This is a genomic window from Paenibacillus sp. FSL R5-0470 (genome assembly GCF_037975205.1).
In the GTDB taxonomy this organism is placed as follows: domain Bacteria; phylum Bacillota; class Bacilli; order Paenibacillales; family Paenibacillaceae; genus Paenibacillus_AQ.
Window position 1 is genome coordinate 2,667,682 of sequence record NZ_CP150238.1, and the last position, 14,798, is coordinate 2,682,479.

The following is a 14,798-nucleotide window of genomic DNA, read 5'->3' on the forward strand; positions in this document are numbered from 1 at the left end:
AGCCGCTAATCCTTGAAGTTTTTTTACGAAACACAACTTTAAAACCAATGTCATTATCTAATAAACAAGCTAAGGCGGTGTCAAGTAGCCCGTTGGGTCTTAAGCTAGGTCGACAAGGCTCAGCATTTCCAATGATGCGGACAGAAATAATCCTACGTGCAGAGCCACGAACCAAAGGATTTCTGCTCCAAGTGATCAATACCAAATCAGGTTGACGAGTTGCCAGTCTGATCCACCCCTTTCTATTAAGCTTCTCTATATAAAATGCACAATAGATTGTAATGTGCTAAACAGAAGCGGAGTGCTTTTTTGATCAGCGGTGAGAATTAAAGAGTTACTCTTGTTTAATTTAGGTTTTCAGAATACAATAAAGTAAATTTATGGTATGTTCGAATGGCGTAAACGTAGATGACCACAAGGGAGCATATATTCATAACACCGTACGACTGAGCAAGTATTTGATCAATGATCAAATACTTTTTTATTTTCGTTTATAAAAAGCTAAATAAGGGGGACACGATGAAAATAGGGAAACCGATTAGAAAGAAGGTATACGGATTTATTTTGCAAGACAATGAAGTTGGAGAAAAGACCTTATTAGTTTATCTTAATGTACCAGAAGTACCCTTTAGATTAGTAGGTGGTAATGTCGATGCCGGGGAAACAGAAGAAGAAGCCTTATTCAGGGAAATTCAAGAAGAAAGTGGACTTAAACAATTTAAATTAGTAAAGAAAATAGGAACACAATATTATTATAAGGATTATATAGATGCAAATGTTGAAAGACATGACTACCTTCTGATTCCAGAAACAAGATTACCTGAAAAGTGGAGATTCACTGGAGAGGGTGAAGGAGAGGACTGTGGAACTGTTTTTAACTACCAGTGGATAAAACAAGATGAAATATACTTATTAGATAAAGAATTTAGAGAATATATGTCGGAAAAATACATACAAGAATTGTTCGGCAATGGATAGGAGGTAACTACCATGCCCATTAGATGATCCTTACTCTGAGGTGATAGATATGAATAATCGTAAAATCTTCTCATTTCTTCCTTTGATCATTTTTTTATTTATAATATGGTACCTTTTGATGGCAAGTACATCTGCTGTTGTTAATGTAGTGTCAGTAGATAAAAGAGAAATAGTAGTACAAAATATGAGCGGTGATCAAACTACAGTCACAATCCCAAAAGGAATATTTAAGTTGATTAATATAAATGAGGAGTACTTTGTTTCCTATAATAGTAGAATAGGGCAAAAACCTTTTTTAACTTCAATAGAACCAAGTGCTAAATGATTATTGGAAGCAGATTTAACAATAGAACTTATGAATAAAATGGCTGATATATAAAGCATAAAATTGGTGGGATTACTTTGCGTGTAGTTAAGCATATCATGTTATGGTTTGTTTCGACGATTCTGTTCACGTTGGCCTCTTTTGGATTAGAGCTCTTGGAAGGAAATAAGATCAGTACGACTGAATATTACGGGTTTCAAAATATAGGATTTGTTTTTATTTTCTTAGCATTTCTTTTTTCAGCCGTTCTTTACCCAATTATAATTTTTCCTTTCTCTTGGGTTGTTCGAATGATTGCAAATCCTTTGATTAGCCGCATAATGATATTGCTTCTGAGTGGTATCGGGGGATATGTTTTCTTTTACAAGGCATACGATGAACGCTTTATACAGGAATATCATTTGAATAGTAGTATAGCCATTATCCTTTTTGGTATTGCCGGTTCCATTTATGTCTTGGTGGATTATTATCTTGATCAGAGGAGTTGAATACATGAGCTATTTTGAAAGAGTTAATAAAATATCAAACATTCTATTTTGTGTTTTTGGATTGTTTTTTATTTTGACTATAATTTTCTTTTCTACTAGCAGCTTCTCAGAAATCTTGCGTTATAATTTCACAAATGACTTAAGAGGAGCAATGATTACAGTCATTTGTTTTATGATCTCTTTATTTTCACTTGTCCTGGGCATTACTTTGAAATGTCTTGTAAAAGACTCTGATGAAACGATCCAGCTTATCGCCACAAGAATAAAGTAGTTGTTGAAATCTCAGCATGTATAACAAATCCCTGCAACATTTGCTTATGATGAAACCATTATATTGGATATTCGTATTCCTATAAAATGATGTTGAAAGGTCGTGTGCGTGATGGATAACGGGTATTTTGTTGGATGGGGTACATTGGCATTAATAAATGCTGGGTTAGCACAAGGTAAAAATAGGAGTGGATTAAACTGGTTTTTAATTTCATTGCTTTGTGGCCCATTGGCTACATTTTTTCTTGTAATATCGAGTAAGCTGCAAATTCATTAGCCCATTATATTTCGGGAGGGGATTTTTTGCTGAAAGCACTAAGGCTGTTCGGTATTTTATTTAGTGCAGCAACAATCATTCTGGCAATACTATTTTTCCGCGGTCAGGATCAAGTGATCATGTCTTGGACAATGATGGGGATGTGTGGAGCTCTGATTTTTAATGGAGGAGCTACCTATTTTAAAACTAAAGATAAAATGGCTGCTCTGTCTTCGATTGTTGGGATGGTACTCTTAATATTCTCGCTTACTAAATTTCCATTTTAATAAAACACCCCATCAACCAATAAAGGTCGGTGGGGCTTTTTTACGTTTTATCTCTTTTTCAATCAAGTTATAGTAGGTTGCTGCAGGCTATGCTTATTTTTTTTTCTTCTTTGTGGGTCCAATCTGGCGCCTTACTTTATTGTTCTCATCAACCTCAATAATATAAATGTCCTTCACTGTACCGGAAAGAGTAAACCATTCACGTAGAGCATCAGCTTCAGTCATTGGTCCCAATATTCGTTTTCCCCTATAACATATAAAAAACACTCCTACTCCTTAGTGAGTTTGCGAAAATGCAATAATCCTCAAAACGATACTCATTAACGATTTTCAGTAAGTCTCATTATTTTATATTAATGCTAAATTATAGGAGATGCAATGTTGAGAGATTGTTCCTGTTTAGTTCAAGTAACGTTTAGATAAGGAATCATAGGGATGAGACCCCATAAGGAGAGATAAACGGTTCCAGAAGAATGGAAATCAACGCTGTGCGAATTTGATGTCATCAAAGAAGGTTATTGGAAAGGTTGGGGACACCTTAGACCAGTGGTTTTCGTGGTTGTTTATAGATTCATGGCGATGTTATTTTTGACTTTTCGAAGTTTATGCGAAGCTATCAGCAAGCACGATAATAAACAGCGATTGACAAAATAGAAGAGCTGCCTAATACTAATTGATAATCATTATCATTGTTTAAGATGTAATTAACTTAAATAGATTGTGTAACGGATCGGAGTGAAATGCAAGATGAAGTTGGAAGATCATGTTGCCGCATGGAATTATGCAGCCGTTAAAGTGCTGGATATTCGACATGCTGTGATGGAGCCTGGGGACAAGCTGCAAGGCTATATATTACCTGCATGTGGATTTATCTACTGTGTGCGGGGTGCGGCCAGCTTGAATCTTAACGGTATAGATTACGACGCAGACCGTCATTTTATCGTGCATGGTGGCAAGGGTATGAGACTAAGCATAGAGGCAGGGAAGATTTTTGAATACTATTTATTATTCTATAGAGCCTCCTTACCAGGAAGAAAGGATTTAGCAAGACTTTTGGAACGAAGCAATCCATTTCGGATGCAGTATGGCTTCGAGTCTTTAGAGCCATTGCCACTGCACTATCAACTAATGGCAATGGAACAACTCTGGGCACAAGGAAGTTTATTGGAAAGAATTCAAGTTAAAGGCTTGTTCTATCAGTTTATACATGAATTATTAAAGCAGTTTACAAAGGATGGAATTAACCTGAGGCAACCGGATGTCATTGGGCAGGTTGTCCGTTATATTGAGGTGCATTATCGTCACAATTTATCACTAGAATCAATAGCGGAGCAATTTAATTATAGCCCTCGTCATTTATCAACGCGTTTTAAAGGGGAGACGGGGTTCAGCTTGATCGAATATTTGATACGATACCGGCTTGAACATGCAGAAGAGCTATTACGATGTACCGATGCTCCACTTCGCGATATTGCAGAAGAAGTTGGATATAGCGATGTATATTACTTCAGTCGTATGTTTAGTAAATATAATGGTCAATCTCCCATCCGATTCCGCAAGGAAAGCAGGCAGGTGAGCTCATCGGAGAATCGTCCATTTACCACCGCCAGATTCTCCATTGGCGAGAACATATCCTCCCGATATAATGTTGTTGAATATGATAATCATTATCACTATAGTTATCATAATAAAATAACCGGAGGGTCTTCACCTATGCGAATAACAAAGACATCAAGTTTTATTGTAGCGATGCTGCTTAGCTTTACTTTGCTTTTAAGTGCATGCGGATCTGCAAACGTTGGTTCTACTGCCACGAATTCTAAGGGATCCAAAGCTTCTGAAGTTACATCATCATCAGCCAATAATTCAATTGCAACTGACAATAACAATAAAGAAGCTCAGACAAGAACTATCTCTACGGTAAAGGGAGATATTGTCGTTCCAGCTAATCCAGAGAGGGTTGTCGTGTTATACCTTCAAGGGGATCTTGTTGCCCTCGGCATTAAGCCAGTAGGTACTTCGAGTGTCTTTGAAGGAGCGGCCTTTGCAGAAGAGCTGGGAGGTATTGAAGATCTTGGTTCATGGTATGAGCCTAATCCAGAAGCTATTATGGCAGTAAAGCCGGACTTGATCATAGCTGCTTCTGAAGAAACTTACGAAATCCTTAAGGATATTGCACCAACCATTCCAATTCCTTATGAAAAAATGGCGACGGACGAACGTATAATGAAGATTGGCGAGGTATTTGGCAAGGAGCAGGAGGCACAAGCTTTATTAGATAATTTCCATGAGAAGTTGGAGAAAAGTAAGCAGAAGCTTGGTTAACTTGGAATTTTAGATAAGACGGTAACCATTATCGAGGGCGGCAAAAAAGAGATGGCGGTGATCGATAGCAAGCTTTACGGAAGAGGATCTCAGATCATTTATGAATATTTAGGACTAAAGGCACCAGAGATTCTTCAGAAGAAGATTGATGGCAGGGAGAAGGCTACTGGAGGGTTTGTTTCCTTAGAAGTGTTACCTGAGTATATAGGAGACTTCGTGTTCCGCTCTGTATGGGATGGGGCTGATGATTTGTCGGACAACCCTATTTGGAACAGCATTCCAGCAATCAAAAAAGGTAGATTGATCGAAATTGGGTTTGATTTTTCATATTATTCCGATATCTACTCTCTAGATAAGCAGCTAGATTTTGTAGTTGAGAAGCTAGTGTCAGCGTATGAAAAAAAATAGAAAGCTAGATGATAGAACAGCTGTTATCCCTAATTTAAGAGGGAAATCGTATTTCGGTCTGTTTTTACTCCTAGGGATATTGCTGCTGCTGCTTTCAGTAGCGGCTTCTATCTCTTTTGGCTCTGCTTCCATGAGCCTGAAGATGGCATGGACAGCGATTTTTAATTTTGATCCAGAACTGACCGAGCATCAGATTATTCATGCCCTTCGAATTCCGCGTACAGCAGCTGATATTATTGCGGGGATGTGTCTCGCGGTAGCAGGAGCGGTTATGCAAGGTTATACGCGAAATCCCTTAGCAGATTCCGGATTAATGGGAGTAAATGCAGGAGCAGCTCTTGCAATGGCCGTTACACTGGTTTTTCTTCCAGGGCAACTGCAGACAACAACCTTGCTGGTTAGCTTTATTGGCGCAGGACTTGGAGCAGGATTAACGTATCTTGCCGCTTCATGGAATCGTTCAGGAATGACACCTCAACGACTGGTGCTAGCTGGAATATCAATTACAATGCTTTTTGGAGCTGTGGGGTCATTTATCTCATTAAACTATGGAATTGGTCGTGCCCTTGCTTATTGGACTTCGGGAAGTGTGGCTGGAGCAACATGGGTGGAAATTAGGCTAGTTATACCTTGGTTCTTAGGTGGACTGGCTTTGTCACTATTCATTGCACGCTCTATCACCGTTTTAAACTTGGGGGAAGAGATCGCGAAAGGCTTCGGGCAACGGATCGTTCTCGTTAAGATGATAGCTACGCTTGCGGTCCTTTTACTAGCGGGTGTAGCTGTTGCACTTGTAGGGCCAATCGGCTTTGTAGGGTTGATTATACCGCATATTATGCGTTTTTTTGTAGGTGTAGATTATCGTTATATTATTCCGGCATCAGCCATTTACGGCGGCGCACTTATGGTAGTAGCGGATATCGCAGGAAGGCTGATTAATCGTCCGGCGGAGACAGCACTGGGCATTATTTTTGCAATGATTGGTGTTCCTTTCTTCTTGCTAATTGCGAGCAAAGAGAGGAGAGCCTTCAAATGAATGTTGTTAAATCGCATAAGGCTGCAATATGGATTCTATCTCTCATAATACTGCTTATTGCAGGAGCTATTCTTAGTCTTAATATGGGAAAGGTGTCCCTCAATCCACTTGAAGTATCTCAAGTATTGCTTGGACAAGGTCCGGAGGAACATAATCTCGTTGTTTATAAGTTTCGTCTTCCTCGGATCGTATTAGCGATACTTGTTGGATTTGGGATGGCACTGGCAGGTGCAGTTATGCAGGCGTTGCTGCGCAATGATCTTGCTGATCCCGGCATGCTTGGTATTAGCTCAGGTTCAGGTCTTATGGTGTTGCTGATTATCTCAACGGTAAGCATTCAAGGCGCCGCTATAACATTATTACTGCCGTCTATGGCATTCTTAGGTGGTCTGCTGGCAGCAGCTCTGATCTATATTCTAGCCTATAGAAAACGTCGTATGATTTCTTCTACACGACTTGTCTTGACTGGTGTTGCGATCAATATGGGGTTTAGTGCGCTGTCGTTATTCCTAACTTTAAAGCTTGATGACCAGAAGTATGAGTTTGCGCAGCGTTGGCAAGCAGGATATTTATGGGGTGACAAGTGGTCTTATATCAGCTTGCTGGCACCTTGGGTATTGCTGCTATTTGCATATATTCTTTCCAATTTCAGGACATTGAACGTCTTAGTGCTAGGTAACGAAATTTCGATAGGATTAGGAGTCGCTGTAAAGAAGAAATTTTTGCGTCTGGCGATTGCGGCTGTATGCATTACTTCTGGCTGTGTAGCGCTCGGGGGCTCGATCTTCTTTATAGGATTGATTAGTCCACATGTGGCGCGCAAGTTGGTAGGTCACGACTACAAAGTACTTCTACCAACTTCAGCACTTATTGGTGCGCTATTACTGCTTGTAGCGGATACGATTGCTCGAACGGTCAGCTTTAAGTCGGATATTCCCGCAGGAATTATTGTAACAATGCTGAGTGTGCCTTACTTCCTATATTTATTGATGCGTTCAAAATAAATATCGATTATTACTCCATCTGGATATTGATTGCGGAATTGATTTTAAAAGTTTACGGTATCCTTTTTGCGAACTCCAATATCTCAGGTAAAAAACATGGTGTATGGCTTCGGCAGAACAACGGTTCTGGAGGTTCACCAAGTGCATAGAAGTTATCAATGGTTCAAGCTTACGCCTTACAAGTACATTGACCAGGTATATCGTCACTTTTGATACAAACTCACTCGCAGGGAAAACGTTTGGGAACAATGAAGATGATTTAATGGAAATTGCAATATCATATCAATGGGGTCGACACTTGGGGTAAGAGTTGGAGAGTCTAAGCTTGAGACGATGCGCGGGTCCGGGATTATCAACATTACACAATTACAAGTCAACGCCGGAGCTGAATCCTTCCGTTTCAGCCACGGACCTTTGCGAAAGAATTACCAGCATGCTTAAGGTATTACGAATGTAGCTACAACTATGGAGTTGTGGCTTGGACCATTACCCCCTTGTGCACCTACTAATGACATATCCAGTTATCATTTGTCATTTAAAGATAGGAAAAGGATAGCAACGTTCAATTTATTCGCCTTGGATGGTACGGCATCGCGAGTAAGTATTGTTGGCAGTGTACTAAAGACTACATTAACTACAACAGAAAACCAATCCTCAGATAATGGATTTAGAGGTTGGAACGCAGTGGGAGCGTGCAATACGCCAAGCAGTAGTCGGACAGCGTTCCATTTTGTAGCAGATGCCGAACTATAAGGAGGAATGACATGTATAAACACTATATACGCGTGGAGGCTGACGGCAACGTTATCCACGCTTTTTCTAATGTCTTCGAGCAGCCGGAATCAGACAACATTCTGGTCACAGAGGCCAGCGGAAGGCACTTTAATCTGGATCTGGTATAACAGAGTAATCCCACGCTGGCATGTGTCCGGGGACGAGATGATTGAACGGGATTTGTGATTTATTAATAAAAAAGTTCTTTCCCATTGAAAACGTGACTTTCATTGGATATCGTCTACACAAAGTTACTTCTTATAAAGTCTTTTATTTTTGTTCAAAAACTTTTAATTGTGAGTTATAATGAAAAAAGATTGGAGGGAATTAATTGAATAAAAGAAAAAATTTGATATTTAGAATAATTATCATCATTTTGTGCATCGGGTTTATATCTGGATTTGATATCCAAAAGAATAACAAAATTGAGGAAATATATACAGATATATATCACCCTTTTATTGATGATGATTACTCTCTTTGGGGAATCAGTGGTAGTATTCTTAAATGGTCTAATGATTATGGAGATTCTTGGAGTGAAGTATTTGATTTTGCAACTATTGGAGGAGGAAAAGCAAGACCTCCAATATATGGAGCGGTGTATGTTTCGCGCAAAGGATATGTTTTTGTGGGTCTAGAGGATGGGAATGTTTATCGTAGCGAGACTAAGAGAGAATTGAACAAAAAGAGTGAACTAAATTTCGTCATCTCTCTTAAGTTAACTGACTCTAGAACAACAGCCACACCTTGGAGTATAGCCGAAGATAGTCAGGGCATTCTTTATATAGGTCAGTATGGCATTATAGAAAAAAATGCTGCTTATCTTTATAAGAGCGTGGATGATGGTCAAACATGGAAAAAAAATTCCTATTTCACTCAATTTGTCGACCGACATATTCACCAAGTTTCTGTAGACCCTTACACGGATACTTTATACGTTACAGCTGGTGACGGACCAAAAATGACTTTCAAAAGTATAGATAAGGGCGAGACCTTTAAAACGATTTTAGGACCCGATCCTTTTGGTGGCGACACGGGATTAACGTATTTCAGAGATGGTAGAATATGGGGAACTGATTTTTTCTTTAATGGCAATAAGAATCCTGATAGTAAGGGATATATCAATCAAATCCGTAAATCATCTGGCGATGATGATATTTTTGAAACCAAGCTTATACTTGATAAAAATCCTGACAACGCGCCGTTTTACGATTTGCATGCTGTGAAGGGAACGCTAATTGCTTATGCTCTTGCTCATGATGAATGGGATGACGATTTAACAAAAAGGTCTTCAATCTGGATTACTACAGATAAAGGTGAGAGCTGGAGAAGAATACTTGAGACTGACATTGGTTCAAAAGCTCCGGTATTTATGGGCATTGCCCACGGAAGAAATAGTCTGATACCAGAAGGATTTCCATATTTAATTATCACTAATCATTTCACTAGAGACAAGCTATATCCACGCGAGGGAGAAATGCATTTAACTAGAATTAAAATAAAAGACACGATTTTTAGAAAATCAAGCTAAATTCTAACTCCTTCAGAAGAACTGGGGGAGTTTTTTTAATAGGGGAATCTCCTGAATAAAAAAATGGATGCGATTGACTTTCTTATCATACGACAAAAACTTTGTACCGGGCGGAGAGTTAGTAAAGTCCTATACAGAGATAATGAGGGGACAAATGGACTCAATTCATTTTTCGGATTGACTGTAAAGGATCTACTTGTGGGGAAGACACCGCCTACTAAACTTATGGAGGCGGATGAACTGTCAGCAGAAGAAAAGAAAGAACTTTCCTCATTGCGGTCGGAGATCAAGGCTTTATCGGATACAGTGGCTGGGCTTACCAATAGCAAAGATGTACTTAAACAAGCTATGCCAGAGCAAGGGCAGAGTATCGCTAAAGTTTTATCTAGGGTGGATAAGTTGGAGAGTAGGGCAAGCCTAACTGAAATACCTGCTTGGGCAAATGATGCTGTACAAGCAGCGTTTGATGCAGGATTAATCGACACACCTAAAGTTGGGAGTTTGGACTTCTATCGAGTAATAACGGTGCTTGCTCGCGCTGGACTTTTGATCACGAGATTGGAGGATAAATAATGGACAATCAAAACCTAACTAATGTACTGGCGTTCGCCTCTGTGATCGCCGTTTTTGTGTTGGCAGGAGTACAGTTCGTGAAGACTACTGTTAACGTACCTAAAAACATATTACCACTGATTGGTTTGGTTATCGGCTTACTGGTTGGCGCTGCTGCTTGTCCATTTATGGAGCTAGAACTTGTACTTCGGTTGTAGGCTGGGGGATTGGCTGGTTTGTTAGCTACGGGATTGCTTGAGTTGGCATTCAGCAAGCGGGAAGGGTCTTCTAAGGAATAAAAAAGAGAGCTTTTTACAAGCTCCCTTTACCGGTTATTTTTTATTGATCTCTGAATATGGGATGGTAATGTCGACAAATCCTTCTGAGAATGGTGCTACATCATAAGGATAAAATCTAACTGTGATCCCTGAATCTCTTAAATAAAAAGGCATTTTGGAAACATCAAATGGTGGATCGTTGATGACATCTTCAAAGAGGTTAGCACCTTTTTTATATTTTGCATTCAAAACATAAACTGCATATTTTTTTGCTTTGCTTTTTTTCTCATCGGTATTCAAGATACTTTTTAAACTTATCTGTTTTCCAGTGGTTAGGTCATAATTAAAGATTGTAGTATCATACATGCCATGAGCTCCACCAGCGTACATGTAATCATAATAGCCAACTGAAAGCTTACCATCTTTATTATAATACAACTGTACTTTGCTTGTGATAGAGTAAAAATCATCCTCTTTCTTCATATTTTCAGATGCCTGAGCGTTGTTCACTGCATGCCATTTTAAAACTTTATTAATGGCATCTGTGTTGGTTTTATAGTTAGACTTCACAATTTGGATATAGGGGTATCCTTTGTATGTATAATTCTTAACACTTACAGCAGTTCCGGCGGCGTGTCCAACTGTAGCGGTAAGAATAACAATATGAGTGCCAGGAAACCCATAGTTATTCTGTAGACTTTTTTCATTTCAAACTCCCCTTCTATTTTTGTTCGGAAGTGCTGTCTTGCGTGGCGAAGGTAATTTGAAAGCTGGAGTTAACGTTATTGCAACGGGCTCAGCACTCCTTGAAGGAGAAGGAAACATAAAGGCATCATTTGTACGGGAGATAAGTTTCGTTACCAAAATGAGCGGAGAGGGCGGTATGAAGGCTACGTTTGTCCGTGAACGACTACACCAAGCAATTATGCATGGTATCGGGACTCTTACTGCAAATGGGAGCCGGTACCACATGGATGAAATAGGATTCACCGGATCATTTGCACCAGGTGGCCGCATAGTTATCGATTCCAAAAACCTCACTTTCACAAAGAACGGAGTTAACGCCTTGCACATGATGGATGGAGATTTCTTTGATCTTAATCTTGGTAACAACAACATCGTTTACACAGATCCGGCAACTGGCTGGGAGATAATGGTTTCAGGGATTTCAAGCGATCCAGTGGTTCCAAATGGGGGGCATAATCATAATCCGGATTACACACCGGGAAAATTTATATAGAGGGGACTATAGATGCCTAAAGTACCAGTAATAATATAAGATGCTCAGATGCAGCGTGTGCACATACACATGGTATAGACTACGGTATTTATTCAGGTCCTACACGAACCAAAATCACTATAAGAGTCGATGGTAATGCTGTACAATTTACAGAGACAAGTGGAGAAGACAATGATATCATTCCATACTTGAGTAAGGACGGAAGTGGATGGGTTGAACGAGGGAAGTTCCATGAAATTAGCCTTACGCCCGATACTCTCGGGCGTATTGAGGCTACAGTCGTCAGCCAGATATTTATTATGAGTCGTAGCGGAGGTAAATATTGAACATCGTTCAGCGAGATAATACCAGCATCAATAAGCGGAGTAATATCGATATTTGAATTTGCATCTGATGATAATTTAAATGATTGGTCACCAAAATGAAGTTGTCCATCCTGAGTTAGCGCTATAGCAATAGAACATTGTTTTGCTATGTCGGGATACTTCTTATCTAATAGTTCAACTAATTGGGTCCTTTTATCGTATAAGTTGTACTTGTTAATTGATCATTTTCCACAATAGTTCCTCCTTTCGATTTAAGAGCAATGGACTTCTTCGTGTTGTCATACTCCAGTCCATAGCCTGTCATTTCAACTACTTCGCGTACTGGTAGATATGGAGTGCCTTTATATACAAGTGGATCATTCTTAAGTGTTTGCTTTTGACCATCGACTGAAAACGTGAATTTTGCAAGGGCAGCCTGAACAGTCTGAGTGGTCACAGCTGCGGCCATTTCTGCCGAACCGATTAACATACCGGCCACTAATCTGATGATTGCTTTCTTCAAGATACTCAGCTCCTTTAATTTCATATTACTATATATTATGGTAAATTATGGGAGTTGGTTTTATATCTGATTCTATTATATTTATTTCACAGCCTTACTTAAGCGACAAATTTTCATCAAAGAAATAATCCACAAATTTCCTGTAAACTCTTAATTATACTGTTAATATTTGTCGAATAACAGACTATTTGTTCGCCTTTATTTAGTGTAGGATTTATGTATACATATAAAGGGAGATGAATTCTTTGTTGAATAATTGGAAGAATGGTATGTCTAAGTTAGTTCTATCATTAATAGTTTTAGTGTCGTTTTTTTCGTTTCAATCAAATACATATGCAGCATCGGTTGGATAAGCGTTACCTACTCCAGAGTCTGGCTGGCAGCGGATCGAAGACACAAATTCTACATTCGTTTATGAAGGCCCTTCTTGGGGAACATATACTAACAACCCACTATCATCTGGCCTTACACAAAAGTATACTCTGAGTCCTGTATTACATACTGTCAAGTTTAATTTTATCGGAAAAAGTATTCGAATGATTAGATATAGAGGGCTTGATAGACAAACATCTATCAAGATTACTATTGATGGAACACAATATGCTTATTCGGCAAATGGCACAGCACAAGGGGTAACACTTTTATTTGAAAAATTGAATTTAGAAAATAAGTTGCATTCAGTAGAAATAAGTGCTGTAAATTCGGGTACTTATTCAATATTTGATTTTGATGCTGTTGATATTGACAAAGATGGAAATGTAATTGATGCAACCATAAGTGCGCCTACCAATTTAAAAGCAATAGCTGGAAATTCTAAAGTAGAATTAAGCTGGACAGCGAGTTCTAATGGGATAGGTTATAAAATTAGACGTAGTACAACAGCTGGAGGCCCTTATGAAACGATAGCTACTAATGTAACAAACACAGTTTATACCGACACTTCTGTAATTAATGAAACAACATACTATTATGTGGTAGCTGCAATAAATGAAAGTAGAGAAAGCAATTACTCTAATGAAGCAACTGCCAAACCACAAGGAGTAGTAGTGCCAGATCCAGAACCATCTGGTGATCGGGCTATACTTACAATTACTTTAACAGCTGGTCTTGAGAAAGAATTCGACCTATCAAATACAGAAGTAAAAGCCTTTTTGGAATGGTATGATGCACACGATGCTGGAACAGGACCTGCTAAGTTTGCTATTAATAAACATGATAATAATAAGGGACCATTCAGCAAACGTACTGAGTATGTGATTTTTGACAAGATCCTTACCTTCAGTGTAGATGAATATTCAGCTAAATAAAATTATTTACACATTGTTCAAGTGCCGATAAAATAACTGTAACAGAAGCACCTTACCCTGCCATAACTGGTGGGGTATTTTTTAATTCAGGTAAATATTTCTTACCAGTGATATAGAGTACATATACATAATGTTCCAAATTAATTAATCTGTTATTATGAATAATGAAAACTATCAGTATAGAGATACATACTTTACTGGGGGAATCCAGCAATTCTATATATACTCATACTTGGATTGGTGCTATTGGGATTTGTTTTGTTTTATTTAATCAAGAAATATCGAAAGAAGAGAAAGTGAGTAGTCATGAGCACTACATATAAAGTCTTAGAGAGTGATGCTGATTTCCTGACAGCAGACCTTTCTCAATAAAAGGTATCCGTATGGTTTCATAGCAAGATACGTTGGAAGGCTTTTTATAAGCTGGCCTTGGATTTGAATCTAGTAATCGAGAAGGAGGAAGAGAAGGGTGATTGAACAAATATATAAGACTACTTCTGATTATCCCTCAGTACTTACAGCGAAGGAAATCCAACAAATACTTGGTATAGGTGAACGTCAAACATATGAGCTATTAAACTCGGGTCAATTTCATATCGTGCGGGTAGGAAAGATGATAAAAGTATCCAAGGATGTATTTCTAAAATGGTTACAGGGGTGAAAAAAAGTGGTGCCGATTATGGCACCACTTTTGCTTTAGTCTACTACAGGGCACCATAATGGCACCAATTCGTATTTCGATCAAAACATAAACATCCCTAAAAAAAAGAAAAAGCCTTATATAATAAGGCTTTTTCAGTATAGGACGGATGGGGTTCGAACCCATGACCCCTACCCTGTCAAGATAGTGCTCTCCCGCTGAGCTACCGTCCTGCGACGAATTTCATAATACCATACGATAGAGTAGGATG

18 protein-coding genes, 1 tRNA gene and 1 pseudogene are annotated in these 14,798 nt (G+C 38.8%); 16 read left to right on the forward strand and 4 right to left on the reverse strand.

Annotated features, from left to right (window positions below; translation table 11 throughout):
* Nucleotides 1–519 precede the first annotated feature (519 nt).
* The 3 genes from MKY99_RS11485 to MKY99_RS11495 all read left to right on the forward strand — a co-directional run bounded on the left by MKY99_RS11485 (nt 520) and on the right by MKY99_RS11495 (nt 2,604).
* On the forward strand, nt 520–978 hold the full coding sequence (locus MKY99_RS11485; RefSeq protein WP_052404253.1) for an NUDIX domain-containing protein: 459 nt from the start codon (nt 520–522) through the stop codon (nt 976–978).
* Nucleotides 979–1,027: 49 nt separating this feature from the next.
* A complete protein-coding gene (locus tag MKY99_RS11490; RefSeq protein ID WP_143763994.1) occupies nt 1,028–1,303 on the forward strand; it encodes a hypothetical protein in 276 nt (91 codons plus the stop codon).
* 1,061 nt (nt 1,304–2,364) lie between these two features.
* On the forward strand, nt 2,365–2,604 hold the full coding sequence (locus tag MKY99_RS11495) for a hypothetical protein (RefSeq protein ID WP_076282962.1): 240 nt from the start codon (nt 2,365–2,367) through the stop codon (nt 2,602–2,604).
* 93 nt (nt 2,605–2,697) lie between these two features.
* Here MKY99_RS11495 and MKY99_RS11500 read toward each other — a convergent pair whose 3' ends face one another.
* Nucleotides 2,698–2,838, reverse strand: a complete 141-nt coding sequence (locus tag MKY99_RS11500; protein WP_156113100.1) for a hypothetical protein — start codon at nt 2,836–2,838, stop codon at nt 2,698–2,700.
* Nucleotides 2,839–3,351: 513 nt separating this feature from the next.
* Here MKY99_RS11500 and MKY99_RS11505 point away from each other — a divergent pair.
* The 10 genes and pseudogenes from MKY99_RS11505 to MKY99_RS11550 all read left to right on the forward strand — a co-directional run bounded on the left by MKY99_RS11505 (nt 3,352) and on the right by MKY99_RS11550 (nt 10,533).
* Nucleotides 3,352–4,929: a helix-turn-helix domain-containing protein gene (locus tag MKY99_RS11505; protein WP_339270567.1), complete on the forward strand. Its 1,578-nt coding sequence runs from the start codon at nt 3,352–3,354 to the stop codon at nt 4,927–4,929.
* A gap of 51 nt (nt 4,930–4,980) precedes the next feature.
* Entirely contained in the window at nt 4,981–5,337 is a 357-nt protein-coding gene (locus tag MKY99_RS11510) for a hypothetical protein (protein WP_339270569.1), read from the forward strand.
* The gene (locus MKY99_RS11515) at nt 5,324–6,373 is read left to right on the forward strand and encodes an iron ABC transporter permease (protein ID WP_339270571.1); all 1,050 of its coding nucleotides are present in this window, start codon (nt 5,324–5,326) and stop codon (nt 6,371–6,373) included. The genes MKY99_RS11510 and MKY99_RS11515 overlap by 14 nt, the downstream gene beginning before the upstream one ends.
* Entirely contained in the window at nt 6,370–7,377 is a 1,008-nt protein-coding gene (locus tag MKY99_RS11520) for an iron ABC transporter permease (RefSeq protein WP_339270573.1), read from the forward strand. The genes MKY99_RS11515 and MKY99_RS11520 overlap by 4 nt, the downstream gene beginning before the upstream one ends.
* Before the next feature lie 285 nt (nt 7,378–7,662).
* Entirely contained in the window at nt 7,663–7,818 is a 156-nt protein-coding gene (locus MKY99_RS11525; protein WP_339270575.1) for a hypothetical protein, read from the forward strand.
* 135 nt (nt 7,819–7,953) lie between these two features.
* Nucleotides 7,954–8,130, forward strand: coding sequence for a hypothetical protein (locus tag MKY99_RS11530; protein WP_339270577.1), 177 nt, complete (start codon nt 7,954–7,956; stop codon nt 8,128–8,130).
* Nucleotides 8,131–8,141: 11 nt separating this feature from the next.
* The gene (locus MKY99_RS11535; protein WP_179085709.1) at nt 8,142–8,279 is read left to right on the forward strand and encodes a hypothetical protein; all 138 of its coding nucleotides are present in this window, start codon (nt 8,142–8,144) and stop codon (nt 8,277–8,279) included.
* Nucleotides 8,280–8,482: 203 nt separating this feature from the next.
* On the forward strand, nt 8,483–9,682 hold the full coding sequence (locus tag MKY99_RS11540) for a hypothetical protein (protein WP_339270579.1): 1,200 nt from the start codon (nt 8,483–8,485) through the stop codon (nt 9,680–9,682).
* Nucleotides 9,683–9,859: 177 nt separating this feature from the next.
* Nucleotides 9,860–10,255 (forward strand): hypothetical protein, encoded by a 396-nt coding sequence (locus MKY99_RS11545; RefSeq protein ID WP_339270581.1) that lies wholly within the window; start codon nt 9,860–9,862, stop codon nt 10,253–10,255.
* Nucleotides 10,255–10,533: pseudogene (locus MKY99_RS11550) on the forward strand (holin). The gene MKY99_RS11545 and the pseudogene MKY99_RS11550 overlap by 1 nt, the downstream one beginning before the upstream one ends.
* A 33-nt stretch (nt 10,534–10,566) precedes the next feature.
* Here MKY99_RS11550 and MKY99_RS11555 read toward each other — a convergent pair.
* Nucleotides 10,567–11,169: a DUF3298 domain-containing protein gene (locus MKY99_RS11555; RefSeq protein ID WP_339271600.1), complete on the reverse strand. Its 603-nt coding sequence runs from the start codon at nt 11,167–11,169 to the stop codon at nt 10,567–10,569.
* Nucleotides 11,170–11,275: 106 nt separating this feature from the next.
* Here MKY99_RS11555 and MKY99_RS11560 point away from each other — a divergent pair, with 106 nt between their 5' ends.
* Nucleotides 11,276–11,752 carry a hypothetical protein gene (locus MKY99_RS11560; protein WP_339270583.1) on the forward strand — a complete coding sequence of 159 codons (477 nt, stop codon included), beginning with the start codon at nt 11,276–11,278 and terminating at the stop codon, nt 11,750–11,752.
* A gap of 504 nt (nt 11,753–12,256) precedes the next feature.
* Here MKY99_RS11560 and MKY99_RS11565 read toward each other — a convergent pair.
* Complete coding sequence (locus MKY99_RS11565) at nt 12,257–12,580, reverse strand: stalk domain-containing protein (protein ID WP_339270585.1); 324 nt, start codon at nt 12,578–12,580, stop codon at nt 12,257–12,259.
* 536 nt (nt 12,581–13,116) lie between these two features.
* On the opposite strand from MKY99_RS11565, the gene MKY99_RS11570 reads away from it, so the two are divergent.
* A complete protein-coding gene (locus MKY99_RS11570) occupies nt 13,117–13,887 on the forward strand; it encodes a fibronectin type III domain-containing protein (protein WP_339270587.1) in 771 nt (256 codons plus the stop codon).
* A 469-nt stretch (nt 13,888–14,356) separates the two neighbouring features.
* Nucleotides 14,357–14,548, forward strand: coding sequence for a helix-turn-helix domain-containing protein (locus MKY99_RS11575; protein ID WP_076280846.1), 192 nt, complete (start codon nt 14,357–14,359; stop codon nt 14,546–14,548).
* 140 nt (nt 14,549–14,688) lie between these two features.
* Here MKY99_RS11575 and MKY99_RS11580 read toward each other — a convergent pair.
* Nucleotides 14,689–14,760, reverse strand: a tRNA-Val gene (locus tag MKY99_RS11580).
* Between the last annotated feature and the right edge of the window lie 38 nt (nt 14,761–14,798).

Bases quoted from the DNA above. Each gene is read 5' to 3' on its own strand.
- MKY99_RS11535 (WP_179085709.1), top strand. From the start codon at position 8,142: ATGTATAAACACTATATACGCGTGGAGGCTGACGGCAACGTTATCCAC.
- MKY99_RS11570 (WP_339270587.1), top strand. From the start codon at position 13,117: ATGATTAGATATAGAGGGCTTGATAGACAAACATCTATCAAGATTACT.
- MKY99_RS11505 (WP_339270567.1), top strand. From the start codon at position 3,352: ATGAAGTTGGAAGATCATGTTGCCGCATGGAATTATGCAGCCGTTAAA.
- MKY99_RS11490 (WP_143763994.1), top strand. From the start codon at position 1,028: ATGAATAATCGTAAAATCTTCTCATTTCTTCCTTTGATCATTTTTTTA.
- MKY99_RS11485 (WP_052404253.1), top strand. From the start codon at position 520: ATGAAAATAGGGAAACCGATTAGAAAGAAGGTATACGGATTTATTTTG.
- MKY99_RS11510 (WP_339270569.1), top strand. From the start codon at position 4,981: ATGGCGGTGATCGATAGCAAGCTTTACGGAAGAGGATCTCAGATCATT.
- MKY99_RS11520 (WP_339270573.1), top strand. From the start codon at position 6,370: ATGAATGTTGTTAAATCGCATAAGGCTGCAATATGGATTCTATCTCTC.
- MKY99_RS11525 (WP_339270575.1), top strand. From the start codon at position 7,663: ATGGGGTCGACACTTGGGGTAAGAGTTGGAGAGTCTAAGCTTGAGACG.
- MKY99_RS11515 (WP_339270571.1), top strand. From the start codon at position 5,324: ATGAAAAAAAATAGAAAGCTAGATGATAGAACAGCTGTTATCCCTAAT.